The organism is Sphingomonas sp. GW821-FHT04B01, assembly GCF_059420425.1.
Map to the genome: position 1 here is coordinate 99,733 of NZ_JBWKTR010000002.1, position 26,795 is coordinate 126,527.

The 26,795-nt window shown below is 65.9% G+C and carries 18 protein-coding genes; 3 read left to right on the forward strand and 15 right to left on the reverse strand.

Going from position 1 to position 26,795, the window contains the following annotated elements:
- Window positions 1-298 precede the first annotated feature (298 nt).
- Window positions 299-1,804, forward strand: a complete 1,506-nt coding sequence (locus AC07UH_RS06770; RefSeq protein ID WP_495180391.1) for an MFS transporter — start codon at window positions 299-301, stop codon at window positions 1,802-1,804.
- Window positions 1,805-1,840: 36 nt separating this feature from the next.
- Here AC07UH_RS06770 and AC07UH_RS06775 read toward each other — a convergent pair whose 3' ends face one another.
- From AC07UH_RS06775 to AC07UH_RS06800, 6 genes are all read right to left on the reverse strand, one after another.
- On the reverse strand, window positions 1,841-4,657 hold the full coding sequence (locus tag AC07UH_RS06775; RefSeq protein ID WP_495193941.1) for a TonB-dependent receptor: 2,817 nt from the start codon (window positions 4,655-4,657) through the stop codon (window positions 1,841-1,843).
- 391 nt (window positions 4,658-5,048) lie between these two features.
- Window positions 5,049-5,831: an energy transducer TonB gene (locus AC07UH_RS06780; RefSeq protein ID WP_495180389.1), complete on the reverse strand. Its 783-nt coding sequence runs from the start codon at window positions 5,829-5,831 to the stop codon at window positions 5,049-5,051.
- Window positions 5,821-7,314, reverse strand: a complete 1,494-nt coding sequence (locus AC07UH_RS06785; protein WP_495180388.1) for a surface lipoprotein assembly modifier — start codon at window positions 7,312-7,314, stop codon at window positions 5,821-5,823. Before AC07UH_RS06785 ends, AC07UH_RS06780 begins: the two co-directional genes overlap by 11 nt.
- Before the next feature lie 28 nt (window positions 7,315-7,342).
- Window positions 7,343-8,122, reverse strand: a complete 780-nt coding sequence (locus AC07UH_RS06790) for a Slam-dependent surface lipoprotein (protein ID WP_495180387.1) — start codon at window positions 8,120-8,122, stop codon at window positions 7,343-7,345.
- A 114-nt stretch (window positions 8,123-8,236) separates the two neighbouring features.
- On the reverse strand, window positions 8,237-11,395 hold the full coding sequence (locus AC07UH_RS06795) for a TonB-dependent receptor domain-containing protein (RefSeq protein WP_495189843.1): 3,159 nt from the start codon (window positions 11,393-11,395) through the stop codon (window positions 8,237-8,239).
- 120 nt (window positions 11,396-11,515) lie between these two features.
- On the reverse strand, window positions 11,516-12,058 hold the full coding sequence (locus tag AC07UH_RS06800) for a sigma-70 family RNA polymerase sigma factor (protein ID WP_495180385.1): 543 nt from the start codon (window positions 12,056-12,058) through the stop codon (window positions 11,516-11,518).
- Window positions 12,059-12,244: 186 nt separating this feature from the next.
- On the opposite strand from AC07UH_RS06800, the gene AC07UH_RS06805 reads away from it, so the two are divergent.
- A complete protein-coding gene (locus AC07UH_RS06805; RefSeq protein ID WP_495193942.1) occupies window positions 12,245-15,289 on the forward strand; it encodes a TonB-dependent receptor domain-containing protein in 3,045 nt (1,014 codons plus the stop codon).
- A gap of 126 nt (window positions 15,290-15,415) precedes the next feature.
- Here AC07UH_RS06805 and AC07UH_RS06810 read toward each other — a convergent pair whose 3' ends face one another.
- The gene (locus tag AC07UH_RS06810) at window positions 15,416-15,982 is read right to left on the reverse strand and encodes a zinc-binding dehydrogenase (protein WP_495180384.1); all 567 of its coding nucleotides are present in this window, start codon (window positions 15,980-15,982) and stop codon (window positions 15,416-15,418) included.
- 72 nt (window positions 15,983-16,054) lie between these two features.
- Window positions 16,055-16,468, reverse strand: coding sequence for an alcohol dehydrogenase catalytic domain-containing protein (locus AC07UH_RS06815; protein WP_495180383.1), 414 nt, complete (start codon window positions 16,466-16,468; stop codon window positions 16,055-16,057).
- A gap of 64 nt (window positions 16,469-16,532) precedes the next feature.
- On the opposite strand from AC07UH_RS06815, the gene AC07UH_RS06820 reads away from it, so the two are divergent.
- Window positions 16,533-17,450 carry a LysR family transcriptional regulator gene (locus AC07UH_RS06820; protein ID WP_495180382.1) on the forward strand — a complete coding sequence of 306 codons (918 nt, stop codon included), beginning with the start codon at window positions 16,533-16,535 and terminating at the stop codon, window positions 17,448-17,450.
- A gap of 43 nt (window positions 17,451-17,493) precedes the next feature.
- On the opposite strand, the gene AC07UH_RS06825 is transcribed toward AC07UH_RS06820, so the two are convergent.
- The 7 genes from AC07UH_RS06825 to AC07UH_RS06855 all read right to left on the reverse strand — a co-directional run bounded on the left by AC07UH_RS06825 (window position 17,494) and on the right by AC07UH_RS06855 (window position 26,407).
- Entirely contained in the window at window positions 17,494-18,306 is an 813-nt protein-coding gene (locus AC07UH_RS06825; RefSeq protein ID WP_495180381.1) for an ABC transporter ATP-binding protein, read from the reverse strand.
- Window positions 18,293-19,147: an ABC transporter permease subunit gene (locus tag AC07UH_RS06830; protein ID WP_495180380.1), complete on the reverse strand. Its 855-nt coding sequence runs from the start codon at window positions 19,145-19,147 to the stop codon at window positions 18,293-18,295. The genes AC07UH_RS06825 and AC07UH_RS06830 overlap by 14 nt, the downstream gene beginning before the upstream one ends.
- 10 nt (window positions 19,148-19,157) lie before the next feature.
- A complete protein-coding gene (locus AC07UH_RS06835; RefSeq protein ID WP_495180379.1) occupies window positions 19,158-20,123 on the reverse strand; it encodes an aliphatic sulfonate ABC transporter substrate-binding protein in 966 nt (321 codons plus the stop codon).
- Entirely contained in the window at window positions 20,120-21,484 is a 1,365-nt protein-coding gene (locus AC07UH_RS06840) for an LLM class flavin-dependent oxidoreductase (protein WP_495180378.1), read from the reverse strand. The genes AC07UH_RS06835 and AC07UH_RS06840 overlap by 4 nt, the downstream gene beginning before the upstream one ends.
- 36 nt (window positions 21,485-21,520) lie before the next feature.
- On the reverse strand, window positions 21,521-23,896 hold the full coding sequence (locus AC07UH_RS06845) for a TonB-dependent receptor (protein WP_495180377.1): 2,376 nt from the start codon (window positions 23,894-23,896) through the stop codon (window positions 21,521-21,523).
- A 106-nt stretch (window positions 23,897-24,002) separates the two neighbouring features.
- A complete protein-coding gene (locus AC07UH_RS06850) occupies window positions 24,003-25,358 on the reverse strand; it encodes a hypothetical protein (protein ID WP_495180376.1) in 1,356 nt (451 codons plus the stop codon).
- A gap of 104 nt (window positions 25,359-25,462) precedes the next feature.
- Entirely contained in the window at window positions 25,463-26,407 is a 945-nt protein-coding gene (locus AC07UH_RS06855) for a TauD/TfdA dioxygenase family protein (protein WP_495180375.1), read from the reverse strand.
- Window positions 26,408-26,795: the final 388 nt, after the last annotated feature.

Here is a 26,795-nt window from a genome sequence, read left to right on the forward strand (position 1 = left end):
CTTGTTTCGGCATCCACCGGTCCGCAGGCGCGGAAAGCGTTGCTCACCGGGGGGACGGGAGGTTTGGCGAGGCCGGTTGCCCGGCCCCGTACAGCCGCGGCATCGCCTATGGCCGATCGGGTGTCGCGGCGGTTTCCACATCGTTCGTCATGCCGGACTTGATCCGGCATCCCGCTTTCTGGCGCCGAAGAAAAAGAAGCGGGACCCCGGCGCAGGGCCGGGGTGACGGCGGGGTGCGAGAGCGTGCGAGGCCAGCATCGACCCTACCTCATGTCCCCGCGATCCACCGGCGCGCCGCGTGACCGCCGTCGCACGGCCGCGGCAGAGCTGGGCGGGTCTCTGGAACATCTCGTTCGGCTTCTCCGGCATCCAGATCGGCTTCGCGCTCCAGAACGCGAACATGAGCCGCATCTTCCAGTCGCTCGGCACCAGCCTCGACGATCTGCCGGCGCTGTGGGTCGCGGCACCGCTCACCGGGTTGCTGGTGCAGCCGGTGATCGGCCATCTCAGCGACCGCACCTGGCTCGGCCGCCTCGGCCGGCGGCGGCCCTATTTCCTCGCCGGCGCGATCCTCGCCGCGATCGCGCTGCTGCTGATGCCCGAGAGTCCGGGGCTGCTGATGGCGGCCTTGCTGCTCTGGCTGCTCGATGCGTCGCTCAACGTCTCGATGGAGCCGTTCCGCGCCTTCGTCGGCGACATGCTCGACAAGGACCAGCATGCCGCCGGCTATGCGGTGCAGACCGCCTTCATTGGCGCGGGCGCAGTGTTCGGGTCGATCTTCCCGTGGCTGCTCGAACATCTCGGCGTGTCGAACGTCGCGGCGGGCGGCGGCATCCCCGATACGGTGCGCTTCGCCTTCTGGTTCGGCGGCGCGGCGCTGTTCCTCGCAGTGCTGTGGACGGTGCTGACCACCCGCGAATATTCGCCTGCGGAGATGGCGGCATTCCACGGCGAGGCCGATGCCGAGGATCAGGAGCATGTGACGCGCACGCTCGCCGCGCGGCGCCTGACCGGCAGCGGCGTGTGGATCGCGGCGGGCGCGATCGTCGTCGCCGGCGTCGCGGTGCTGGGCCTCGAAAAGGAAGTGTATCTGCTCGGCGGCCTGCTGATCGCTTATGGACTGGCGAGCATTCTCGCCATCCTGCGCGCGCGGGGCGGTCGGCCGGTCGACATGCTCGGCCATATCGTCGGCGATTTCGGCGGCATGCCGGTGCTGATGAAGCGGCTGGCGGTGGCGCAATTCTTCAGCTGGTCGGCGTTGTTCATCATGTGGATCAACACCACGCCGATCGTCGCCGGCGCCTTCTACGGCGCGCCCGACGCGCGCAGCCCGCTCTATCAGGCCGGGGCCAATTGGGTCGACGTGCTGTTCGCCGCCTATAACGGCATCGCTGCGGTGGCGGCGCTGACGCTGCTGCCGCTGCTGGCGCGGCGGATCGGGCAGGCGCGCACGCATATCGTCGGGCTGCTGTGCGGCGCGGCGGGCTTCGCGAGCTTCTTCGTCGTCACCGATCCGAGATGGCTGCTGGCGAGCGAGATCGGCATCGGCATCGCCTGGGCGTCGATCCTCGCCATGCCCTATGCGATCCTCGCCTCCAGCCTGCCGCAGCGCAAGCTCGGCATCTATATGGGATTGTTCAACGTCTTCGTCGTCGTGCCGCAGTTGCTGGTCGCGACGGTGATGGGCTCGATCACCAAGCATTTCTTCCCGACCGAGCCGATCTGGACGCTCGCCTTCGCCGCCAGCGCATTGCTGCTCGCCGCGCTGGCGATGACGCGCGTGACGGCAGGCGTGACGCGATAATCTGCGCCGGACACGACGGTCCGGCGCCATCGACGGTCAGAAGGTAATGCGCGCGACGCCGGCGATCTGCCGGTCGCTCATGATCGAATCGCGCGGGCGGGTCGTGATGCCGTAATAGGTCGACCGCACCGTATTGGTGAGATTGGTGCCGTTGAGCGTCAGCGACAGATGCGGCGTCACGTTGGCGGTGATCGACGCGTCGAGCTGCCCGGACGACTTCTGGAAGATGGGCAGATTGCCCGTGCCGTTGGCCGAGGTCGTCACCAGGAACTTGTTGCGCCAATTGTAAGCGACGCGTGCGGAGATCAGGCCATGTTCGTAGATGCCGACCAGATTGTAATTGTATTTTGACAGGCCCTCCAGCGGCAATTGCGTCACCGGCCCCTGGCTGGCCGGGCTCGGCGCCTCGGAGTCGACGTAGGTGAAGTTCGCCTGCATGCCGAGGCCGCTCAGCGCGCCGGGGAGGAAGTCGAAGAACTGCTGATAGGCGATCTCCGCGCCCTTCACCTTGGCCTTGCTGGCGTTGTCGTAGGTCGTCACGTCGTAGAGCGCGGTGACGCCGTCGGTGAAGGTGACGCTACGCGGCACGATCACCGTCTGGATGTAGTTGGAGATGTTCTTGTAGAAACCGGCGACGCTCACCGAGCCGGTGCGCGCGAAATACCATTCGAGCGAGGCGTCGAGGTTGCTCGACCGCATCGGCTTGAGGAAGGGATTGCCGGTCGAGGTGGTATGCTGCTGGTCGATCTGCGCGGTGCCGGGCTCGGTGATCGTCAGCGTCGGGTTGAGCTGGTTGAAGTTCGGGCGCGAGATGTTCTTCGATGCGGCGAACCGCAATTGCAGCCGCTCGGTGAGATGCGCGCGCAGGTTGAGGCTCGGCAGCACCGACGTGTAATCGTTGCTCTGGTCGTTCACCGTGAAGGTCGGCGCGGCGGTCTGCTGCGTGCCGTCCGGCGCCGTGATCAGGTCGATCTGCTGATAGAAGCCGGTCACCGCCACCTTGGTGCGGACGACGCGGACGCCGACGTTGCCGTCGATCGGCACCGGCAGCGCGTCCGCCTTGAAGAAGGCGGCCATATAGCCCGTATAGGTCTTCTGCGCCTGCGTATTGGTGCCGCTGGGCTGGAAGGTCGGCGTCGAGGTGATGCCGAGCGTCGCCCGCGTCGCATCGTAGTTCAGCACCGTCGGCAGCGAGAAGGCCTGGATGTCGCCGAACAGATTTGCGTCGCCACGGAAGAAGTCGCCGAGGTCGACGTAGCGGAGATTGCCCGCCGGTCCGGTCAGCCCAGTGTAGCGATAGCCGGTATCGTTGGTGCGGTTGCGGCGATCGGCGTAGCGGATGCCGGCCTTGATCGAGCTGAGGATGCCGCCGTCGAAGTGATATTCGCCGTCGAGCCGGCCGACCTTGTCGGTGCCCTTCGAATTGTTGAGATTGTCGAGGTAGAAGCCGTTGCTGTAGGTCGCCGGGCTGGCGAGCCCCGCCGCCGAGGTGATCTGGAACGACGGGATGTCGCCGCGGATATCCTGGGTCAGCGTCGTCGCGGTGCCGCTCAGGCCGACGATCGAATTGAGATTGTTCGTCTTCGAGTCGACGTACTGGCCGTCGGCGGTGATCGTCAGATTGGGTGTCGGCCGCCATTTGGCGTTGAGCGAATAATCGGTGGTCACCGAATGGCGCGCGCCGATCGAGGTGTTGTTGCCGATCGGCACGTCGACGAAGGTGCCGCTCTGGAAATCGCCGTTGGGCGCATAAGTGAAGGGCGCACCCGCCTGCGGCGTGATCGCGACGCCGCTGGTATAGGCGAAATAGCTGTAGCCGTAGGAGCGCAGCTTGTAATCGTTGCGGAAATATTCGCCGGTGAACTCCAGCGTGTCGGACGGCCGCCACTGCAGCGAGACGTCGACGCCGAAGCGGCGGCGGTCGCCGGGCACTTCGCCGATGCCGGTGCCGTGCGGCAGCGTCGTCGTCTGGCCGGTGCGGCCGAGCGTCGCCAGCGTCGCGGCATCGCCGGCGTTGGTCGGATCGAGCGTGTAGAACGGCTCGGTCGAGATCGTATCCTGGCGGAAGGCGGTTTTCTGATAGGAGGCGCTGGCGAGGATGCCGATCTCGCCGATGCCGGTCGACCAGCGATCGCTGAGCAGCAGCGACGCTGCCGGCTTGCTCCGGCGTGCGAGATCGTAATAGGTGTTGGTCACGGACGCGGACGCCTTGGCGCCGTCGAAGTCGAACGGCTTGCGGGTGCGGAAGTTGATCGTGCCGCTGAGCTGGTCCTCGATCAGGTCCGCCGACGGGTTCTTGTAGACGTCGATGCCGGCGAGCAGCTCGGACGGCACGTCCTCCAGGCTGAGCGAGTTGCTCGATCCGCTGGCAGTGAAGATGTCGCGGCCGTTGAGCTCGGTGCGGACCTGGGTCAGGCCGCGGATCGCGACCGAACTGCCCTCGCCGAACGCGCGCTGGATCTGGACGCCGGAGATGCGCTGCAAGGCCTCGGCGATATTGCGGTCGGGCAGCTTGCCGATGTCTTCCGCGACAATCGAATCGACGATCTGCGCCGCGTTGCGCTTGATGTTCTGCGCCGACTGAAGGCTGGCGCGGACACCCGTGACAACGATGTCATCGCCGGCCGAAGGCGTGGTGGGGCTGGGGTCGACGGCCTGTCCCTGATCGCCGCTCGGGGCGGCGGTGCCGCTGTTCTGCTGCGCTTCGGCCGCTGCGACGGGGGCGGGGCCGTCCTGCGGTGGCGCCGTCTGCGCCTGTGCGGCCGAGCCGGCCAGAGCGATCGCCAGCAGCGATACCGTCGCGTGGAAGCCCTTGTCGCGACCCAAGCGCGTGCGCACCATCGAACCCGTCATCATTCTCTCTCCAGCCGATCCGGCCGCGGCGATACCGCCGCGCCTGACTTGCAGACGTCGTGCTCGGCCCGTCGCGAACGTCTCGGGGCGCCGCCTAATCCACTGGAAAACGCATTTATACGACAAATATGAATTTACAGGCGAATGTTGGAAAGCATTGGTAAAAATGTCGCAGAAGGGCCCGTTCGGGCTGATCCATGTGAAGCGAGCGGCCTATGCGAGCTAACGTACGGAGATCGGGCGGTCATGTCCCGCGCGGAACAGCTAGGTTGGGCTCGTCATGCCGCTGGGGCGGCTGCTATCCGGCCTCACCATCGGCGGCGTGGCGCGTGGATGACCGCGCTTGAGCTATGGCTAATTCAGACAAATCCATCGCACGTGAACGATGGGGTCAGCCCCGCAGGCTGAACTGGATCGGCAGTTCGACCGAGACCGGATCGCCCGGAATATCGGGCGTCGGCGCGGGCAGGGGCGAGCCGCGCCTGATGGTCGCCAGCGCTTCGCCATCGAGCAACGGATAGCCGCTGCCGCGCACGATCCGCGCCGAACGGACGATGCCCTGACGATCGACGCCGATCGCAACCAGCGCCACGCCCTGCTGCCCGTCGCGTTCGGCGACACGGGGATAGCGCAGCAGCGGCCGGAGATGCGCGAGGATATCGCCCTGCCAATTGGCTCGCGCCGCGCGCTCCGCCGCGGCGGTTCGCCCCGATGTGGGTTGCGCGGCGGCAGGAGCGGCGCTTGCCGGGGTGGTGGCGTCGGCGGGCTGGTCGCTGTGCCCCTGCGGGCGGGGCAGCGCGGGCGTCGCGGGTTCGGCCGGCGCGGGATGCGGGGCGGGGAGCTGGACGAGCGGCACCGGCACCGGCGGCGTCGGCGGCGGCGTCTCGGTCCGGCGCGGCATCTCCTGCGCCGGCGTGGTCGCCTGTGCGGTCGCGGACGCGTCTTGTGCGGCGGGGGGGACGTCGAAGACGGCCAGTGCGGGCGCCGGCCGACTGCTCGGTGCCGTGGAAGGGGCCGTCCAGTGCCAGAGCGCGATCGCCGCCAGCACGACATAGACCAGCGCCGTGCCGCCGAGCCCGAGCAAATTCTCGCCATGCCGACGCCGCGCGGCATAGGAGGCGGTGGGCCAGCCGGTCGCCATCGGCGCCCGCGCGAATGCTAGGTCAGAAGACATGATCCATCCTCAGGCTGACGCTGGTGCGCCGGTAGGAATAGAGCCAGTCGACATTGCTGCCGACGCGGCTGTGCTGGACGAGCAGGCTGGGGCTGAGGCCCGCGACCTTCGCGCCGGGGAGGCGCGCGAGCATCGTGTAATTCCGCTCGACGTCGCGGCGTTTGGCGTCGAGCAGCGGGCTGAAGCCACCATAATCGCGGCGGCGGAGCGAGGCGGTCAGCAGCAGGTCGACCGCCGCGCCGATCGTCCGGTCGAGCCCGAGCCGCGCGCCATATTGGCGATAGGCGTTGACCCGATCGCCGGCGCGCTTGTCGAGCAGATCCGGCCCGCCGAACACCGTCCAGCCGTGCGGCAGCGTGAGGAAGCCGGTCAGCCACGCATCCGCCTGCCGCCCGTCGTAATCGCGATAACCGTCGCGCCGGTAGCGATAGTCGCGCCAATTGCCCTCGACCCGGACGAGCGTGCGCGACCCGAACCCGCGGCTATATTCGCCGTGCAGACCCCAGGCATCGTAGAGCCGCTGGCCCCCCAGCGTGCCGAGATCGAACGAGGGGGCGAGGACCAGCCCGGTAGCGGCGGTGCGGCGGTCGTAGCCCGCGTACAGCGACAGCGCGGTCTGGCTGTAGCGGCCGTGGCCGGGGAAGAGATCGCCGAAGGCGAGTGCCCGGCCGCCGATCCCGTCATGGCCGGCGAGCGGCAGGCGCAGCGTGGCATTGCCCTCGATATTGATCCCGCGCGCGGCGATCGGATCGGGCACCTTGCGGTCGAACAGGCAATCGCCCGAGGCGCCGGGGATCAGGCAGGTATAGCTCGCCGACGACTGGTTGAGATTGGAGCTGTATTCGGGGCCGAACGACACCATGCCCTGCACGCCGCGCCGTTTGCGCAGGGCGGCGAGAAAGGTGTCGACCGTCCGCACCACGCCCGCCGCCTTGTCGCCCTGCGCGAGCAGCGCGCCGCGCACGTCGGCGAAGGCTTGCGCCGCCTCGCGATCGCGGCGGTCGAGGAACAGCACGCGGGCCAGTTCGAGCCGGCCGGGCAGGAAATCGGGCTGCGCCGCGACGAGCGCGCGATAGGCGCGCTCCGCGCCCGCCATGTCGCCCGCTTCGCGCGCGAGGCCGCCTTCGGCGTAGAGGACGAGCCCGTCCTCGTGACCGGGGAGGGCGCGATAGGCGGCGAGGAAGCGACGCACGTCCGCCCAGCGTCGCCGCATGATCGAGACGTAGAGCGCCGCGCCCGTGTCGCTGGCGTTGCGGCCGACGGCATAGGTGGTGCCGTCGATCTCGACGCTGGTCGGATCGAGCCGCTCGGTCTGGTCGCGCACCCGCGTTTCGGCCTCGGCCTTGCGCTGCTCGACGGTCTGGTCAAGGCGCAGGCGCGTGTCGCCGCTGCCGGCCTGCTGGGCAAGCGCGGGCGAGGGGCAGGCGGCGGCCAACAGGGCGCCGGCGATGCCGACGCCCCGCGGGGCAAGGACGGAGGCCATGACGGCCCCCGTCCCCCGACGCATCGGATCAGTTCTTCGTGCCACCGAAGGCCGCGTCATACTGGCGCGCCGAACCGAAGGTGGCGATACCAGCCAGCGCTGCGGCGTTGGTGCCGTAGAATTGGCCTTTGACCGCACCGCCCGAAGCAACCGTGGTCCCGGACTGGGTTGCTGACGCACTGGAACCGGAGAAGGTCACGCCGTCGATTGCGGCGGTGCCGATGTTCACCCCATACCCCGACGCGCTGTTAGCGATGCCGCCGGTCAGCGTGCCCGACGAGCCTGACGCGAAGTTGGCGGTGAAGGTGCCGGTCAGCAGACCCTTGTTGGCATAGTCGCTGATGCCCCGGACCGCATAGGTCGCCGAGCCGCTGGTCGGCACGGTCGTGCCGGTCGTGGTGCCGGCATAATAGACCGTATGATCGGTGCTGCCCGAGCTGGCATTGCTGCTCCACTCGCCGAACCAGACGTCATCGTTGCCGACTTGCGCGAAGTGGAACAGGCCGAGGTTGCGATGATCGTCGGGGCCGGTAGTCGGATTGTTGATCGTCGTCACGCCGTTCAGGTCGGTTGAGCCGTTGCCCTTCAGGTCCTGAAAGGCGACGAAATTGTTGATCCCCGTTGCCTTGGCGCTCAGTCCGGCCTTGCCGGCGGTTGGGTGCGACGGGCCGAACGCCGAGCTTACCCCAACGCGATTGTTGTCGCGATCGCTGGTGCCGCCTTCAACGTCCTGGGCATGAGCGGTGCCGGCGAATGCCATCGCCAATGCGGCGGAGGCGGCGAAGAGCTTGAGGTTGGTCATTTTCATGATACGTCTCCTGCTTGGTAACGCATCCGGCCATTCCGGATGCGGGTATCCGGCAGTCGCGGCCCGGCCATGGGTTTGCATGTCAGGCGCGGCGGCGGCTGCCGAATTCGGGTGTCACAGCCTCCCCGTCAGGCTGAGACGCAGCGTCCGTCCCGGCGAGGGATTGAGCGTGCGGCTGAGCGGGTCGCTGTAGTAATGATCGGTCAGATTGGTGCCGTTGATCTCGGCGGTGAAGCGATCATCGACGCGGAAGCGGACATAGGCGTCCACCGTCAGGTTCCTGCCCCATGCATAGGGAACGTTGAGCGCATAGCCCTGGACCGGATCGGGGGAGTTTAGCAGCGTGTCGAGCAGCGGGTTGTTATACTGGCTGTACCAGACGAAGCGGGGGCCGAATTCCAGTCGACGATCGAGCAGCCGCGCACCCAGCGTCAGGTTGAGCGAGTCGTCCGGCGCGGCCTGCGTCAGCAAATAACCTTGATAAAAGCCATATTTGACGCAGGCTGGAATCTTGCCGAGCCAAGTAGAACCGGAGTCCGTTACCAATGCTCTGGTTTCGTCGCAGACGCGATTGGTGAAGACGTGGGCATAACCGATGTCGCCGAACACGCTGCCGTTATCGTATCGCGCCTGCGCCTCGATGCCCGACAGGATTTGCTTGTCGAGATTGGAGGACTGAAGGTTGGTGTTGCGATCGATCACGTCGGTCGTGACGTTGCGATACCAGGTCAGGCGAAAGTCCGCCTTCCGGCCGTCGCCGAGCCGGAACAGCGGACGCAAGTCCTGAATATAGGCGGCCTCGAGCGATTGCAGATGCTCCGGCCTTAATGGATAGTCGGCATTGAGCGATTGTGAAAAGCCCGACGTGCTTTCGAATAGGCTAGGATACCGAAAATATTCGGCATAGCGGACATAAGCGCGTGCCGAATGGCTCAGATAGGCTGTCGCTGATGCTGTCGGCGCCCAGTCATGGCCGGAAAGCCGCGTATCGGCCATCGTAAGGTTCCGAAAGGCGAATATCTCATCGATACCGCAAACGCTGCGACCAGAATAACCCGGTCTATAGCGCGAACTGTCGCTATATGCCCCGTTCAGACAGTCGATCTGCGATCGTGTGATCTTGCCTCGCGCATTTGGATAAAATGGATCGAGGTAGGAATAAAGGGTCCACTGATTAAGCTTTGGACTGTAGTTGGCAGCTAAGGTGTCGGCCAGCAGGGTGGCGTCGGCGATCGATTTTCCCCAATAGATGGCGTTGCCATATCTGTCACGTCGGTAATCGTCTTTGCTCTGGATCTTGAACGATCCCACCTTGTTCACATATCCCGCTACGCCTCTGACCAACAGCTTGTCGCCCGCCGCGATCGCTGCGCGAAGCTTGTCGTCGATGGCGTGGAATCCGGCATAGGTGACGCCGGCATCGAGCTTGAGGAAGCTGGCCGGGCGCCATTCGGCCTTCACGTCGATGCGATATTCGCCGCGCCGCCCCGAACGGTTGTTGCCGCAGAAGAAGCCGCAATAGCTCGCCCCGCGCGCGACCGCGGACTCGCCGGTCGGGCGCAGCACCTCGCGTTGCCAGTTGCCCTGCAGCAGCAGGTCGAAGCGCGAACCGAATTTAAACTGGTTGCTGGCGATCGCGCCGAAGCGGTCGTTGCGCTGGTGCAGGATCGCGGTGTCGCGCAGGATCGGGTCGGTATAGGATGCGGCCTGCGGATAGCCGCCGTTGCTGTTGGTGTCGCTGAGCGTGTGCGTGTCCCAGAAGCTCGCCTTGAAGTCGAGCCACCAGAGGTTCGGCTGCAATTTATAGTCGAGGTTATAGGCCTGGGAATGGATGTGGCCGAGCGTCCACTGGAGCGATCCGATGCCCGGGCTGCCGTAGCCGACCACGCGCGACGGCAGGATGTCGCCATAGGTCGAGCGCGTGTCGCGGAACCCGGCCTTCAGGTAGGAGGCATCGTCGATGTGCCAGACCGTTTTGGCCAGCCATGACGATGTCCGCGACGAGGTATTGGTGACCTCGTAGCCGGGCCGGTAGTTGAACGCCATGCGCTGGATGAACGTGCCTTGCTTCTTGGGATCGGCATCGACCTGCGAATAATAGCCGGCGTCATGTTCGCCGGCGAAATAATTGCCACGGGTGCGATAGGCATAGGCGCCGAGCAGATCGATCGCGCCCAGCCGCCCCGCCATGGCGATGCGCGCCGCCTTGTCGCCGAACGAGATGAGATCATTGTCGTTGGGGCTGCGTGCCTTGACCCGCACCGCCGGGTCGCCCCCCGGATAATTGACGAGCCCCGGGGTTATCCCATTGCCGGGGAACAGGGGGAGGTCCCGATAGCTCTGCCCGAGGCTGAGCCGGGGGAGCTGCGGCGCGGTGGAATTGTTGCCGCCTTCCACCTTGGCTTCGATGCCGAACGTCTGCCCCTTGCGCAGGATATCGGTGGCGTCGAGCGTGTGGACGACGACTGCGCCGCCGCTCGATCCGTCGACGCCGCGCTCGGACACCGGCCCCTTCGCGACCTGGATGCCCGCGATCAGATTGGGATCGATATAGGCGCGGTTGCTCGCGCCGTTATAGCCGCGCCAGACGGTCAGCGCCTGTTCGGTGCCGTCGATGATCACCGGCACGCGGCCGGGGCCGGAAATGCCGCGGATGCTCGGATCGATGCCGCCGCCGTTGCGCGCGTCGCCGCTGTAGACGCCGAGCATGCCCTTGAGCACGTCCGCCGGGGTCACGCCCTTGTACCGCTCGACCTCGTCTTTGCCCATATAGGTGGTGGTCGTGTCGCGGTCGTAGATGTCGTCATAGCCGCGCGCGTCGCGCGCGCTGCCGCCCTCGGCGGTCTGCTGGCCCTCGACGCGCAGCGCATCGGTGGTGATCGTGTCCGCCGTCGCGGGCGCGGGCAGCCGCTCGATCGTCACCCGGTCGCCGCGCAGCCGCCCGGTGAAGCCGGTTCCCGCCAGCAGCCGGGCGAGCGCCGCCTCCGCCGTCAGCCGCCCGCTGACGCCCGGCGATGCCGCCGCCCGGACTGCGTCGTCCGGCGCGTCGATCTGCACGCCCGCCTGCTGTCCGAACGCGATCAGCGCCTCGCCCAGCGGCCCGGCGGCGATGGCGAAATCCCGCGCCCGTGCCTGCTCGGCCTGCTGTGCCGCGGCCACGCCCGGCGCCACCACCCCCGCGAGCGCGGTCGCGCCCAGCCATGTCGCACGCCACACCACGATCGCCGCGCACCGCCCCCGCAGTCCGCCGCTGGTCCGTCCCGTTCCTCGCACTTGCTTACCCCCATTTCACGTTCCGGCCTTGATGCGAACGCGTCGCATTAGCCTAATATATGAAACGCAGTGGCGGTCGGGATTTTCGGAGAATAATGCGCGACGAACATCGCGCGGCGGTCATTTCGGCTGGCGCAGCGCGGTGCGGCAGCGGGCGACGCCCTCGGCGACGAGGCCGTGTGCGGTCGTCACCGACACCCCGAGCCGTTCGGCAATTTGGGTCAGCGTCGCGCCTTCGATCCGGTGCATCTCGACCGCCCGCCGCATCCGGACCGGCATCGTCTCGAACAAAGCGGCCAGCGCGCGTAGCTCGTCACGGGCGATGGCCTGGCTTTCCGGCGACGGATCGAGGCTCGGCACGTCGACGGCCGGCGTGTCGGCGCTCTCGGCGAACAGCGACGACTGGACAGAACGCCGCCGCCGCCAGTCGCGGCTGAGATTGTCGACGACGGTGCGTAGATAGGGCAGGGTCTCACGCTGCGCCTGACCGGCCGCGGCGGCGTCGAAGCGCAGCCAAGCGTCCTGCAGCAGATCCTCCGCGATACTCCCGTCACCGGTGAGCCGGACGGCGCGCCCGAGCAGCTTGGCGCGCGACATCAGATAGAGCCGCAGCCGCCGCTCGGCGGCGGTCATGCCCTGCTCCATGTCGACGTAGCGGGCCATACCGAAGTGGACCTAGTCGATATGCTAACGACTCGCAATATCCTGTCGGCTTAGGGCAGGCACTCGTTGGTTGTGGTTACGATCGGCGACATCGCGAGAGGCGGAGAAGCCTCTATTTTTCCAGCCAGCCCGTTTCCCGGCGGTCCGCTCCTAAAATGGATCGCGAGAGCGTCAAAAGGGGTAGGCTTGGTGACATTGGTGAATTCCGCGTTTTACGCCGTGCGACATGGCGTATCGGCTGCCGCCCTCGTGACGGCGATCGCCGCACCGGCTTATGCGCAACAGGCGCCGACGACGGATGCGGCTTCCGCCGATCCCACCGGCGCGCAGGGCGCGCCCGGTCAGCAACCTGCGATCGGGGCCGCACCGTCCGATCCGGGCCAGGGCACGGAGATCGTCGTCACCGGCACGCTGTTCCGCGATTCGAACGCGACGTCGATCTCGCCGGTCACCGTGCTCAGCGCAGAGACGCTCGAGCGCGCGAACATCACCACCGCACAGGACGCGATCCGTTCGGTATCGGCGGACAGCGCGAGATCGATCTCGACCGGCTTCCGCAACGGTTTCTCGGCCGGCGGCGCCGCGGTGTCGCTGCGCGGCCTCGGCGTCTCGTCGACCGTGGTGCTGATCGACGGATTGCGCTCGGCGAACTTCCCGCTCAACGACGATGGCCACAACGCCTATGTCGATCTGAACTCGATCCCGTTCAGCATCGTCGACCGGATCGAGGTGTTGAAGGACGGCGCATCATCCACCTATGGCGCGGACGCGATCGGCGGCGTGGTCAATCTGATCAGCAAGAAGCATTTCGAGGGAATCGAAGGATCGGTGCAGGGCGGCGCGACCGAACGCGCCGACGGCTCGCATTATCGCGCGACGCTGACCGCCGGCTATGGCGACTATGAGGCGCAGGGCTTCAACGTCTATCTGAACGGTGAATATACCTATGACGGGTACATCACCAACCATTCGCGCGGCTATCCATTCAACACGCTCGACCTGCGGCCAAGCGGGCTGAAGGACCGCAACCGCAACGACGACTCGCTGGTAGTGGAGAATCCGCAGGCGGTCGTCACCCGCGTCAGGCAGACCGACCTCAACAACTCGCTCGCGGGGCAGGTCGGGGCGCCACCCACCAACCAATATCAGCTGCTGAATCCGAACGCTTGCCCCTATGGCACGTTCACAGTGAGCACGGCCAAGGAACAGGGGGTCGGCTGCGCCCATAATCTCCCCGACGAATATAACATCATCCAGCCCCGGCAGCAGCGCTATTCGGCGACTGCCCACCTCACCGCACGCCTGAGCGACCATCTGGAAGCTTTCGCGACCGGCAGCTACTCGCATTCCGAAGTCAGCATCACCGGTGGACCTGCATCGATCCTCCAGAACCAGCCGTTCGGCGCGCCCGCTGCGCTCTCGTCAAAGAATCCCGGCATCGTCTTGCCGGTCTACGTCTGCTCTGCGGGGGTGAATTGCGTCAGCGCAGCTGACAAACGGCTGAACCCGAACAATCCCTATGCTGCCGCCTATGCTGAAAATCCTGCAGAGGGTGCCGCTCGCATCTATTATCTGTTCGGGGACAACCCCAGTGGCAGCGACCGCTATGTCGACGTGTTTCGCACCACCGCCGGAATCTCGGGCAATCTGGGCGACGGCTTCAGGTTTCGCCTGAACGGCGTCTACGCCCGCGACGAATTCAGTGTGACGCAACGCGGCTACATCAACGTTCAGGGCCTGCTGAACGCGATCAACACGGGTGCCTATAATTTCGTCAACCCGGAACGCAACAGCACGGCAATCCGAAACCAGATTTCGCCCGCCCGTACTACGCCTTCCTATTCAACTGTTGCGACCATCGGCGGCTCCATCATCAAGGCCGTGACGACGCTGCCCGGTGGCGATCTGAATATGGGTGCGGGTTTTCAGATTCGCCGCGAAACGCTGATGAACCGCAACCAGAATGCGGATCTGAGCTACTATGCGCTGAACACGTCTTCCGCGCAGGGTCATCAGACTGTTACGGCGGGCTTCTTCGAGATTGATGCGCCGTTCGCCAATGAACTCGACCTCAACGTGTCGGGCCGCTACGATCATTATTCGCAGGGCTACAGCCATTTCTCGCCCAAGATCGGCGTCAAATTCACGCCGATCGAGCAGATCGCGCTGCGAGCGACCTACTCGCAAGGCTTTCGTGCGCCGACCTTCGCGGAGTATAATCCAGCGAGCAGCTACGCTGGCTTCTCGTATCTGACGCCGCCCGACGACTTCATCAAGGCGCATGCAGGAAATCCGGCATACACCGACAGATACAGTATCGGCAGCGCCGCCGCGGGCAATCCCGACATCCTGCCGGAAGCGTCGCGCAGCATCACGCTTGGCACGATCCTAAAGCCGGCACGCTGGCTCAGTCTGACGGCCGACTATTATAACATCAAAAAGTCCAACCTTATCGTCAGCGGGCCGCTACGCGGTCAGGCAATCGACGCCTATTACGGCAAGACCAATGCCACCGAGGGGTGCGCTGCGCTTGCGGCGGTGGGCACGGGCTACAAGTGCAACGTTATCGATGCGCCCGATCCCGCCAATCCGAACGCATTGCCCCGTTTGCTGGTGTTCGACGTGCCCTACGTCAACGCCAATTACCAAGTGAGTTCGGGCATCGACGTGCAAGCGAGCGCGAATATCCCGTTGTCCGATGGCGTGCGGCTTATCAGTCGCCTCGACGTAACCCGCGTGCTCCGTCTTGATCTGGTCACCCCTGCGGGCGTGGTGCAGAAATATGCGGGCACGCTGGGACCGTACGAGCTGTCGTCGGGTGGGGGCACGCCGCGCATGCGCGGCAACTGGCAAAATGCGCTGGAAGTCGGCAAATTCTCGCTCACGGCGACCACCTATTATGTGGGCCGGATCAAGCAGGTCGCGGCCGACGAGATTGCCCCCGTCAACGGCGTGATCGATCTCTCCTGCAAGAATACGCTGGCGCCGGTGCCGTCGGGCGGCGACAAGGCCAATCAATGCTACGTCCGTCCGTTCATCTACGTCGACCTCAACGCCGGTGTGCAGGTGAACGACCAGTTCCGGTTCTTCTTCAACGTGCAGAACCTGACCAATGCCCGCGCGCCGCTGGCATCGGGCGCCTATGCCAGTAATCCGAACTATCTCAGCAGCTGGCATTATGCAGGCCTCGTCGGCCGGAATTTCAGTGCTGGGGCCAGCTTTAACTTCTAATAGGATAAGGTGACTGCGGTGCATCGGAATGGCCCTTGCCATTTCGATGCACCGCAGGTGGGGAGCCTGTCGAAACGCCTGGTGCTTTCGCGGAAGCCTTTTGCACCGGGTTCGCCCTGGCGTAACTCAATCCATCGTCACGACGATCTTGCCGAACGGCCCGCGGTCGAGGTGGTCAAGCGCCGCGAGCAGGGCATCGAAGGCGTAGCGCTGGGCGATCACCGGTGCGATGCGGTTGACGTCGACCGCGCGCACCAATTCCTCCAGCGCGCGGCGATGACCGACCCGGATACCTTGGACGACCGCCTGTTTGAGCATCAGATGGCGCGCGGCGGCGGACAGATCATAGCCCTCGATCACGCCAATCAGCGACACCCTTCCGTGCATCGCCACCGCCTCCAGCGACTGGCTGAGGTGCGCGCCGCCGACGATGTCCAGCACATGATCGATACCGCGATCCGCCGTCAGGCGATGGACGGTTTCGACCCAGCCTTCACGGTCGATCGCGTGATCGGCGCCCAACGCGATTGCCCGCTCGCGCTTCTCGATGCCGGCCGAGGTCACGAAGACCTCGGCGCCATGCGCCTTGGCGATCTGCAGACCGAACAATGCGACGCCGCCGGTCCCCTGCACGAGCACACTCGATCCCGCTTGTATGCCGCCCAGTTCGACCAGCGCATTCCAAGCGGTCAAGCCGGCGCAAGGCAGGGTGCTTGCCGCAGCAAGGTCGAGCGTATCCGGTGCGGCCGTCAACCAGGCCTCGGGCTAGGCGACATATTCGGCAAGCACGCCCTGATGAAGGCCGCCCAACGCACTGAACGGGGGCTCTGCAGCGCTGCCCGGATGCGGGCCATCGATCCACCCGGGGAAGAAAGTCGAGATCACACGCGCGCCGACGGCGAACCGTGCTGCGCCATCACCCGCCGCGACGATTGTGCCAGCGAGGTCCGACCCCGGCACGAACGGGAAAGGAAGCGGCATCCCGCCCATACCATTGTCGATCACCAGCTTGTCGCGATAGTTGAGCGAAACCGCCGCGACCTTGACGAGCAATTCGCCGGCGCGCGGTTCCGGAACGGGTGCATCCTCAAGCCGGAGCGTGTCGCGGCCAAATTCGGTGATCGTCCAGCGCTTCATCCTTGCCATCGTCATACCCATCCGATTGTTGATGTCGGACATTAGCGTTGATCGGCGCGTGGCGGTGGCGATAGATCGGATCCGGACGGGTGCGTGGGAGGCGACAATGAACCGAGGCGACATGCTCGCCGATCTGCCGGTGTTCGTCAAGGCGGTGGAGGCGGGCGGCTTTGCGGCCGCCGCGGCAAAGCTCCACCTGACGCGTTCGGCAGTGGGGCGTACCGTGACGCGGCTCGAGCGGCGACTGGGGGTGCGGCTCTTCCATCGGACCACACGCACGCTCGTGCTGACCGACGATGGCCAGGTCTTCTTCGAACATTGCCGCCGCGCGCTCGACGAGGTCCAGGCGGCCACGGCGCAACTGGACTCGGGCCGCCGCGAAGTCGCCGGGCGGCTGCGCGTATCGGTGCCGGTACTGTTTGGGCGGATGCGCGTTGCGCCGATCCTGATCGGCTTGCTCGCCACCCACCCGAAGCTGGAGATCGACCTCAACTTCAACGATCGGCTGGTCGACGTGGTGGAGGACGGCTTCGATCTGGTGGTGCGCAACGGGCCGTTGCAGGATTGGCCGGGGCTCGCCGCGCGGCGGGTCGCGCACCAGCATATGGGGATATGCGCGTCGCCCGTCTATGTCGCCGCGGCGGGGCTGCCGGAGACGCTTGCCGATCTGTCGGACCATTGCGCCGTGCTGTATGGACGGCCCGGGCGGGTGCGCTCGTGGCTGTTTCCCCGCACCGGCCGCTTACCGGACGAGATCGTACCACCGAGCCGCATGCGCTTCGACGATCTCGGCACGATCCGCGATGCGGCGGTGGCAGGACACGGCCTCGCCTGGCTGTTCTGCTGGCTGATCCGCGACGACGTCGCGGCCGGGCGATTGGCGATGGTGTTGCCTCATCTGCCGGCGCACGTTTTCGAAAGTCACGTGCTGTGGCCACAGACGCCGCTGCTGCCGCTGCGTGCCCGGATCGCGATCGATGCCTTGGCGGCAGGGCTGCCGGAGACGGCGGCTATTGCGGCGTGAACCCCGGACCCATGCGATACGGCGCCACGACACCGCTGCGGCCTCAGGCTGGATGCTCGGCGAGGGGCGGATATCGGGTTGGTCGTGCCGTCCCGAGCAGTTGATCCAGTATTTCACCTTCGATCGCTGCTAGCCTACTATCGCCGTGGCGGCGCGGGTGCGGGGCGGGAACGGCAATGTCGCGGGTGATGCGGCCATGTTCCATCATCACCACACGATCCCCGAGCGCCACGGATTCGGCCACGTCGTGGGTCACGAGCAAGGCGGTGAATCCTTGGCGGAGCCAGACCGTTTCCAGCAAGCGCTGCATTTCGATCCGGGTCAGCGCATCGAGTGCGCCGAGCGGTTCGTCGAGCAGCAACAAGCGCGGGCGGCTGACCAGCGCACGTGCGAGCGCGACGCGCTGGCGCTGCCCCCCGGATAGCCGCGCCGGCCATTGCTCCGCCTTGTCGGCAAGCCCGACCAGTTCGAGCGCTTCATAGGCCTGTTCGCGCGTTTCCTGCACCGACCCTTCGGCCCCGAGCGCGACGTTGGCGAGCACATGCTCCCAAGGCAGGAGGCGTGGCTCCTGAAACACGACGCGGGTGCGGGCGCGGTCAAGATCGATCGTCCCGCGATCCGGCTGCTCAAGGCCGGTTATGGCGCGCAACAACGTGCTTTTGCCGCAGCCCGAGCGTCCGACGATCGAGACGAACTGGCCGCTTTCGATCTCCAGATCGAGATCGTCGATGACGCGATTGGCGCCGAAGGCGACGCCGAGACCATGAACGGCAAGGCGGGCGCCGCCATGCGTGGGAGCCACGTCGCGGGTATCGATCGTGACCGGTCGTGCACTGGCCATGTCAGGACGCTCCATACAGGGGGTTCCAGCGCAACAGGCGCCGTTCGAGCAATCTTGTGAAGGTGTCGGCAAGTTTGCCCAGGCCGGCGTAGAGGAGGATCGCCAAAACGATGACGTCGGTCTGGCTGAACTCGCGCGCCTGATTGGCCATGTAGCCGATGCCGGAATTGGCCGCGATCGTCTCGGCGACGATGAGCATCAGCCACATGGTGCCGAGCGCGAAGCGCAGACCAACGAGAATTGAAGGCAAGGCGCCTGGCAGGATAATGCGGCGGAACAGCGTCCACCGGTCCATGCCATAGACCTGTCCCATTTCGATCAGCCCGCGATCGACCGAACTGACCCCGTGATAGGTGTTGAGATAGATCGGAAAGAACACACCCCAGCCGACCAGCAGAATCTTGGCGACCTCGTCGATCCCGAACCAGAGGATGACGAGTGGGATCAGCGCGGGCGGCGGGATCGTCCGCAACGCCTGCAAGGTGGGATCCAGCAGCCGCCGCAACTCCGGTGCGAGCGCGGTGACGAACCCCAGCAGCAGCGCGATCCCGCCGCTGACGATCAGTCCAGTCAATGCGCGAAGGGTACTGACCCGCAGATTGGTGACGAGCGTACCGTTGCGCAACAGTGTCCCGGCGACCTCGACGACCGCGGACGGCGCGGGCAGGATGGTTGCGGGCAATGCTCCGGTGGCGGAGGCGATCTGCCAGCCGGCAAGCAATACGGCCGGCAGCAGATAGGGCGTCCACCGCGATCTGGCGATCAGGCTGCGTCGATCGCGGGCGGCGGCGGCGCGTTCGGCGACCGCACGCGGATCGGCGGCACGGCGGGGTGGCGTTGGCGCGAGGCTGGCCATGATCGTCTCCTCAATGTTTGGGGGCCCAGCCGATCCAGGCGGCGGCGTTCGCGTCGATCTTGCGGGTCAATATACCCGCCTCGGTCAGATAGTCGGAGACGCGTTGCTGGTTGGCGATGTCGATCGGGGTGACCGGATTGACGGAAAAGGGGTCGTCGCCGTAGCGCTCCTGCATCTTGCGGACGACTGCCGGCGGCAGGCCGGTCGCGGCTGCGGTGAGCCGGGCCACCTCGTCACGATGGGCGCGCGCCCAGGCGGCCTCGTCCCGCAGGGCGTCGAGCGTCGCGATCAATGTCGTCGGCCGGTCGCGGACGAAGGCACCGCGCGCGATGTAGAACTCGCCCGCGCGCAGGCCCGCGCGGTCGATCTCCACCTCGCGTGCGCCGAACCGCTGCTTGGCGAGGGTCAGATACGGGTCCCAAGTCAGCCAGGCGTCGATCGACCGATTGGCGAAGGCGGTGATCGCATCGGCCGGTGTCAGATAGACCGGGGTCAGGTCGTTGAGCGTCAGGCCATACTTCTTCAGCGCGACGACGGCGCTCAGTTCGGACGCCGACCCCTTGGTAAACGCGAGCCGTTTGCCTTTGAGATCGTCGGCACTCCGGATCGGCGCCCCTTGCGGTACGATCAGGCCGCCGCCGACGACACTTGGATAGGTGTGCGCGGCAACATAGCGCAGGTCGTTACCGGACGCTTGCGCATAAGCGATCGGCGTATCGCCAACCACGCCGAAATCCACCGAGCCGGCGCGCATCGCCTCGATCAGCGGTGGCCCGGAGGGAAATTGGACCCAGCGAACCGGTGTGATCCCCCGCGCCTCCAGCGCCTTGCCGACCGCGCCGCGGGTCGCTGCGACGAACAGCAGGCCGCCCTTCTGATAGCCGATGGTGACCCCCTTGGCCTGATCCGAGCCATTCCCGCCGCAGGCGGTCAGGATCAGGCCCAGTGCGGCGGCGAGCAGGCTGCGCCGGTTCATTCCGCGGTCTCTGCGAACGCGGCCTGTCGCGCCCGATGCGTGGGGAAGGGGAGGCCGAGATGGTCGCGTAGCGTCGCGCCTTCATAGTCTTCGCGGAACCGCCCACGGCGGCGTAGCTCGGGCAGGACGTGCGCGATGAAATCGTCGAGATGGTCGGGCAAATACGGCGGCATCACATTGAACCCGTCTGCGCCATGACCATCGAACCAGCTTTCGAGCTGATCGGCGATTTGGCCGGCATCGCCGAAGATCGTCCAATGGCCTCGCGCGCCGGTCACCCGCAGATGCAGCTGACGCGCGGTGAGCCCCTCCGCCCGCGCCATGCCGAGCAACAGCGCCGGCCGGCTCTTGCGACCGTCGACGTCCAGCCAGTCGGGCAGCGGCCGGTCGGGATCATGCGTGAGCAGCCGGTCGTCCTCGAACAGGCGCGCAAGATAGCGCAGCCCGATATCGGGGTGCACCAGTTGCTGCAGTTCCTCGTATTTCTCGCGGGCATGCGCTTCGCTGTCGCCGACCACGGCCATTACGCCCGGCATGATCTTGAGCGTGTCCGGCTGCCGGCAATAGCGGGCGAGGCGGCCTTTCACGTCGGCGTAGAAAGCGGCGGCCGACTCGAGCGTTTGATGGGCGGTGAACACGACTTCAGCGGTGGCGGCGGCAAGATTCCGGCCCGGTCCGGACGAGCCCGCCTGCACGACGACCGGATGACCCTGCGGCGAGCGCGGCACGTTCAGCGGGCCGGCGACGGAGAAATGCTCGCCCTGATGGTTCAGGATGTGCAGCTTGGTGGGATCGGCGAACTGGCCCAGCGCGCGGTCGCGGGGGAACGCATCGTCTTCCCAGCTTTCCCACAGCCCCTTGACCACGTCGGCGAATTCGGCGGCGCGGGCATAGCGCGCCTCGGGCTCCGGATGCTGCGCCAGTCCGAAATTCTGCGCCTCGGCTGCCGACGCGGAGGTGACGAGGTTCCAACCGGCGCGGCCGCCGCTGACATTGTCGAGCGAGGCGAACAGACGTGCCAGCAGGAACGGCGGGTAATAGGTCGTTGTCGCAGTCGCGACGAGGCCGATCCGCTGCGTGCGGGCGGCGATCGCGGCCAGCAGCGTCAGCGGCTCAAAGCCGGCGACCTGCGCCACAGGCGCGATACTGTCAGGATCGTTGCGATCGATCCAGCCACCCTGGCTGTCGGCGAGGAACATCATGTCGAACTTGGCCGCCTCGGCCTTTTGCGCGATCGCGATGCAATGTTCGAGATTGACGCCGGCATCGGCGGCAGCACGCGGATGCCGCCACGCGGCGACATGGTGGCCCGTCGCCATCAAAAAGGCGCCGAGACGAATATGGTCGGTGCGTCTGGTCATTGCACGTCTCCGTTGGGAAGGGGGCGGGATGCGGGTTCACAGGAACCGCCGGGTCACGGTCAGGCCGATCGTGCGGGGCTCGCCGAAAATCTGATTGATGGGGGAGGCGCCGCCCGCGGCGCTGAACATGGTGGCGTAGCGCTGGTCGAATAAATTGCGCGACCAGAGCAGCGCCGACCAGCGGTCGTCGGCAGATTTGATGCCGAGCCCCGCGTTCACCAGTGCATAGCCGGGCTGCCAAAAATAGATCGAGCGCGGGTTCACCAGATTGGTGCGGCTGCGGTAAGCCGTATTGACGTAACCCGTCCATGCCACGTCGCTGGATAGTGGCCGGTTGATGTCCAGCCCCCCTTGCAGCGTCCACCGCGGCGCATTGCGGATTTGATATCCGGTCAGCGACAAGGTCGTCGCTGCGGCGGCGACACCCTGCTGGGTCGCCAGATAGGCCTGATATTCGAGCGGCGCCGGTGCCGCCTCATAGGACAGATAGCGCGCGTCATTATGCGCGGCATTGAAGCTGAGTGTGTATCCGCGCACGGGCTCCAGCGCGGTTTCGAGCTCGACGCCGCGCAACCGGATCTTGCCGACGTTCGCCAGGTAGCTTCCGAGCACCGGCTGGCTGCGATCGACCTGCGTGTCCTGGTAGTTCTGGATCGTATCGGAATAGACGTTGACGTTCGCGGTCAGCCGTCCGTCCAGCCAGCGTCCTTTGAGGCCGGCTTCGAAATCCTGCGAGGTTTCGGGCGCGATGATCAGCACGCCGCCCTGCGCTGCGGTGGCGGCGGTGTTCACCGCGCCGGACTTCTCCCCGTAACTCGCCACCGCATAAGCGTTCAGATGATCGCTGATCTTCCAGGCCGGATTGATCAGCCACGACCAGGAGCCGTGGCGTACCGCCGTATCGAGACGGTAGGTTGGCCCGGTGATCGTCGCGCGGCCGGCGGCATAGCCGGCGAGGCCACCGGTCAGCTCCGCCGCGCCGAACGCCGTGCCGGCCACCGTCGCCGCCTTGCGCTCGTTGGTGTACCGCAGTCCGCCGGTCATGGAGAGCGCCGGGGTGATATGCACCGTCGCCTGCCCGAAGCCGGCCAGGCTATCGATCTTCATCCGGCCGTCGCGATCGACCTCCAGATTGGCGAGGACGGCGGACGGCACGGTCGGGCCGAGAAAGAAGGCGCTCGCGTCGCGATAATAGATCGTGCGCAGCCGGCTGCGCAGGTTTTCGTGCAGATAGTATCCGCCGATCGTCCAGTCGAGCAGCCCGCCCTTGCTCGATGCCAGCCGAACTTCCTGCGTATATTGGTTGACGTCGACGTCGAAGCCGTTGCGCAGGATCGATAACGGGCTGCCGTCGCCGTCGTTGTACGGGCGGAAATACATCCGCCGCCAGGCCGAGACGGAGGTCAACGTCGCCGCACCGAGGTCGATATTCGCCTCGTTCGACAGGCCATCGACGCGCGAGACCAGCCGCCGCTGCGTGTCGAGATTGGCATTGTCGGGCGCGTTGAAGCTCGGCGTATAGCCGAAGATGGTCTTGAGCTTGCTCGACCAGCTTGCCCGCGCTCCGGTCGGGTTGGTGGCGGTGACGAAGCGGCTGTTGTCGGGTTTGAGGTTGTAGTGGACGTCGACCGTCGGTGGATACCAATTGTTATATTCGTTCGTCTCGTAATGTTCGGCGATGAGCCGGTCGCTGATCCTTTCTGCGGGTGTCCACAGCAACTGGCCGCGAACCGACCACCGGTTGTTGTCGAGATACTTCCGGCCGTCATAGGCGTTGGTGATCCAGCCGCCGCCGAGGCTCGCCGCATAGGTCAGGCGGTAGGCGAGCGTATCGGTGACCGGACCGGTGGCATTGATGCGGAGCTGTTTCAGATCCCGTTCGCCATAGGTCGCCGCGATCTTGAGCGACCGGTCGAAGCTGGGCAGCTGCGTCCTGATCACCACCGCGCCCACCGTGGTGTTCTTGCCGAGCAACGTGCCCTGCGGGCCGCGGACGACCTCGATACTGTCGAGATCGACGAAATCCAGCCAGCTGAACCCGACGTAATTGTAGACCACGTTGTCGACGATCAGGCCGACACCGCCTTCCGCGCCGTCGTTGCTGGCATTGCCGCCAAGACCGCGGATATACAGTCCCGACACGCGGGTATTTTGTTGCAGCGCGCTGAAATTGGGGATCTTGATCGCAAAATCGGCAACCCGTTCGAGGTGCTTGGCGCTCAGTTCCGACCCGCCGATCACCGAAATCGCGATCGGCACGTCCTGCAGCCGTTCGTTGCGGCGCCGCGCGGTCACCACTACCTCCCCGTCCGCCGGCGTATCCTCCGCAGCCGCAACCGCGGGCGTCGTGGGCTCCGCCCGCTCTTGCGCCGCCGCCGGCTGGACGATCGCCAGCAGCGATACGGCCGCCATGCTCTCGCGTAGAAAGTGTGACCGCCTCGTGATGCGGATCATCATCGTGCTTCCCCCTTTATGTTTTGATCGGATGGTCGGTCGCCGAGCCGTCGCGGTGCTGCGGTCAGCGTTCCGTGAAGCGCCGCTCGAAGGTCCGGGCGCGTTCCGTCTGCCGCGCGGCCCGCTCGGCCGGCGTCTCGGTCTTCGTACCCTTGGGCAGGATTGCCGGCAGATCGGCGAGCCGGACCAGCCGCGCATCGACCGCGGGGCCGCCGCTCGGCGGATCGGCTGGGGCAAGCCGTTGCCAGCGGAGCATGACGATGCCCTCGCGCAGACCGCCCGCGTCGATCCAATTGCCGATGCCGGGATCGCGATTGGACAAGACGACGGTGATCGTCCCGTCGCCATTGGCCAATGCCTGCGCCGCGTTCAGACTGTTCTGGTGTCGGCGCGGATCGGGGGTGATCCCCCAGATGCTGGTGACCGGGAAGGTCGCGTAGCGGGCGCCGCCGGGATTGAACGTCGCAACGATCGCCTCGTCGGCGTTGATGCGGAAATGACCGAGGGCATTGCGCTGCGTAACGAGGAAGCCGGGTTTGTCGGCGACGGCGCCGGGCTGCGGGATGCTGTTCGCGGGGCGGTTCAGGATCGGCGGCTGCAATTCGGCGACGCTGCGGCGCACCGTCGCACGCAGCCGCGCGACGACCTGCGCGGCCAGCGCATCGTCGGTCGGCTCCGGTCCCGCGGCGGGCCCGGCGACGCGCTCGATGGATAGCGTGTCGGGCAATTCCTTGGCCCAGTCGCCCAACGTGTTGCGGATCAGCAGGAAGCGGGCGTCGTCGCGGATATGGATATGGTTGCGGCGTCCCTGCGCCGGTTGATCGTCGATCGTGATCCGATAGCGGCCATCGTCACCGACCTGCAGATCGTCATAGCCGATGTTCGCCAGCGTCACCCAGCCGTCACCGGTCTGCAGTGAATAATTGGCATCGATCGGCCCGCGGCCATGCCGCTGCCCGGTCAATACGTAGCTGGATCCCCGTTCGACCGGCACCAGGAAATAGAGCGTGTCGGGATTGTTGATCCCCCATCGCCCGCCCGGCACGTCGAGCCCGTACCAGCGATGGGGTGGCGCCGATATTTCCGTCACTTTGGGGCGGCGGGGATCCGACGCGATCGCCTGCAGCGCGGTCAGCAGCGCGAGCTCGCGGATCGACTGGGGGAGCTGGCGATACGTTTCGGGCAACAGGCCGGGGGTGCCGTCCTGCCACTCCTGCGCCAGCGGGCCGAGCGCCGCTTGCACATCGGGTCGCGCGATCAGGCGGAGGGCAAGGCGTTCGTCGGCGAGCTGATCGCGCACCGAAGAGGGCGGTTCGGCGGACGTGGCCGCGGCGGCAGGGCCGCCGGCAAGCAAGGCGGCCGTTACGATGATGCCGGCATGGTACAGGATGTGCGTCATCCGGCGAGCTGTGCGAGACATGCGGTTTCCTGAAGAACTCTGGACGGCGGACTACCGGATCGAAGCGATGGGGCGGGGCGCGGCCGGTCGGTCCGGGTCGATCCCGCCCCATCGCGATCCCGCTGTCAGGCGGCGGCGGCCCGTTCGACGGGGGCGGGCTTGATCGCGCGGCTCGGCTGCCCGTCGAGGCCCACCGGCACGTCACCGGCTACGGTTGCGCGGCGGAGATGACGCGCCTGCTTGCCGAAGTCGGCGATGGCGCGATGCTGCGTTGCCCGATTGTCCCAGATCGCCACGTCACCGGCCTGCCAGCGCCATCGCACGGTATTCTCCGGCGAGGTCGCATGGTCCTGGAGGGCATCGAAAATGCGCTGCGAATCCGCTTGTTTCAGGCCGACGAACTTCTGGATGAAATGGCCGAGCAGCAGCGCGCGCTCGCCGGTTTCCGGGTGGACGCGCACCACCGGATGTTCGGTTTCGTAAACGGTCGAGGTGAACACCTCGTGATAGTGTTTCTCGGCGGCACTGCCGACTCCACCCGGTTTGAACGCGGCATAATCGTAGAGGTTGGAATGCACCGCACGAAGCTGGTCCGCCAGCGTGCGCAACGGCGCGGGCAGCGTTTCATAAGCGGTGACCGCATTTGCCCAGAGCGTATCGCCGCCGGCTTCCGGCACGACGATCGCGCGCAGGATCGACGCCTGCGGATAAGCGGGGACGAACGTCACGTCGGTGTGCCAGCTCGATGCGGCCTCGCCTTCACGGCTTTCGAGATCGAGCAGATAGCGCGACCCGCTCGCAACCGGCACGGTGGGATGCGCGACGGGATCACCGAGCCGTGCGGCAAACGCCTCGTGCGCGGCGTCGTCCAGATCGTCCTGGCCGCGGAAGAAGATGACCTTGTGGCGGAGCAAGGCATCGCGAACGGCGATCAGCGTCGCACGATCGTCCAGATCCCGGGTGATGCGTATGCCACGGATCTCGGCGCCGATACGGCCGGCGACCGGGCGGATGTCGAGCGGACTATCCACCGCCGCCGAGCTGCCGAACTTCTGCTGGATCAGGGTCATGTTCTGTCCTTTCATATTAAATTGTAGGAAAGAGTAATTTTTAGTTGCTCTGTGTATGTTGGGTATTCGTAAGTCCGGACAATAATAGGGCAAGCAACTATCGGTTCAAAGCCTCACGCGGAACGAAGAATCTATGACGATCGCAGCCGAATCTTATCGTGGACGATGATCAACACCCTTTGCGAATCGCAGAAATAGCGAAATGCTTTGGATAGTCAGAACGTGTCGGGTCTTTCCCGATACGTCTCTATAATCTACCAATTTGGTAGGGTATCAAGTTAATCAAAACTTTGTGTCGGCCAAGGGTGGGTTTGATCACGCTTGCCGCGGTGGGTCCGGCAGCATCTGACGGGCGATCGCACCGGCTGGGGGGATGCAACCCCTGGAT

Coding starts and splice junctions, on each gene's coding strand:
- AC07UH_RS06835 (WP_495180379.1), bottom strand. CDS start 20,123: ATGAACCGGCGCAGCCTGCTCGCCGCCGCACTGGGCCTGATCCTGACC.
- AC07UH_RS06775 (WP_495193941.1), bottom strand. CDS start 4,657: ATGACGGGTTCGATGGTGCGCACGCGCTTGGGTCGCGACAAGGGCTTC.
- AC07UH_RS06825 (WP_495180381.1), bottom strand. CDS start 18,306: ATGGAGCGTCCTGACATGGCCAGTGCACGACCGGTCACGATCGATACC.
- AC07UH_RS06840 (WP_495180378.1), bottom strand. CDS start 21,484: ATGACCAGACGCACCGACCATATTCGTCTCGGCGCCTTTTTGATGGCG.
- AC07UH_RS06845 (WP_495180377.1), bottom strand. CDS start 23,896: ATGGCGGCCGTATCGCTGCTGGCGATCGTCCAGCCGGCGGCGGCGCAA.
- AC07UH_RS06790 (WP_495180387.1), bottom strand. CDS start 8,122: ATGAAAATGACCAACCTCAAGCTCTTCGCCGCCTCCGCCGCATTGGCG.
- AC07UH_RS06800 (WP_495180385.1), bottom strand. CDS start 12,058: ATGGCCCGCTACGTCGACATGGAGCAGGGCATGACCGCCGCCGAGCGG.
- AC07UH_RS06815 (WP_495180383.1), bottom strand. CDS start 16,468: ATGTCCGACATCAACAATCGGATGGGTATGACGATGGCAAGGATGAAG.
- AC07UH_RS06830 (WP_495180380.1), bottom strand. CDS start 19,147: ATGGCCAGCCTCGCGCCAACGCCACCCCGCCGTGCCGCCGATCCGCGT.
- AC07UH_RS06855 (WP_495180375.1), bottom strand. CDS start 26,407: ATGACCCTGATCCAGCAGAAGTTCGGCAGCTCGGCGGCGGTGGATAGT.
- AC07UH_RS06850 (WP_495180376.1), bottom strand. CDS start 25,358: ATGTCTCGCACAGCTCGCCGGATGACGCACATCCTGTACCATGCCGGC.
- AC07UH_RS06780 (WP_495180389.1), bottom strand. CDS start 5,831: ATGTCTTCTGACCTAGCATTCGCGCGGGCGCCGATGGCGACCGGCTGG.
- AC07UH_RS06820 (WP_495180382.1), top strand. CDS start 16,533: ATGAACCGAGGCGACATGCTCGCCGATCTGCCGGTGTTCGTCAAGGCG.
- AC07UH_RS06785 (WP_495180388.1), bottom strand. CDS start 7,314: ATGGCCTCCGTCCTTGCCCCGCGGGGCGTCGGCATCGCCGGCGCCCTG.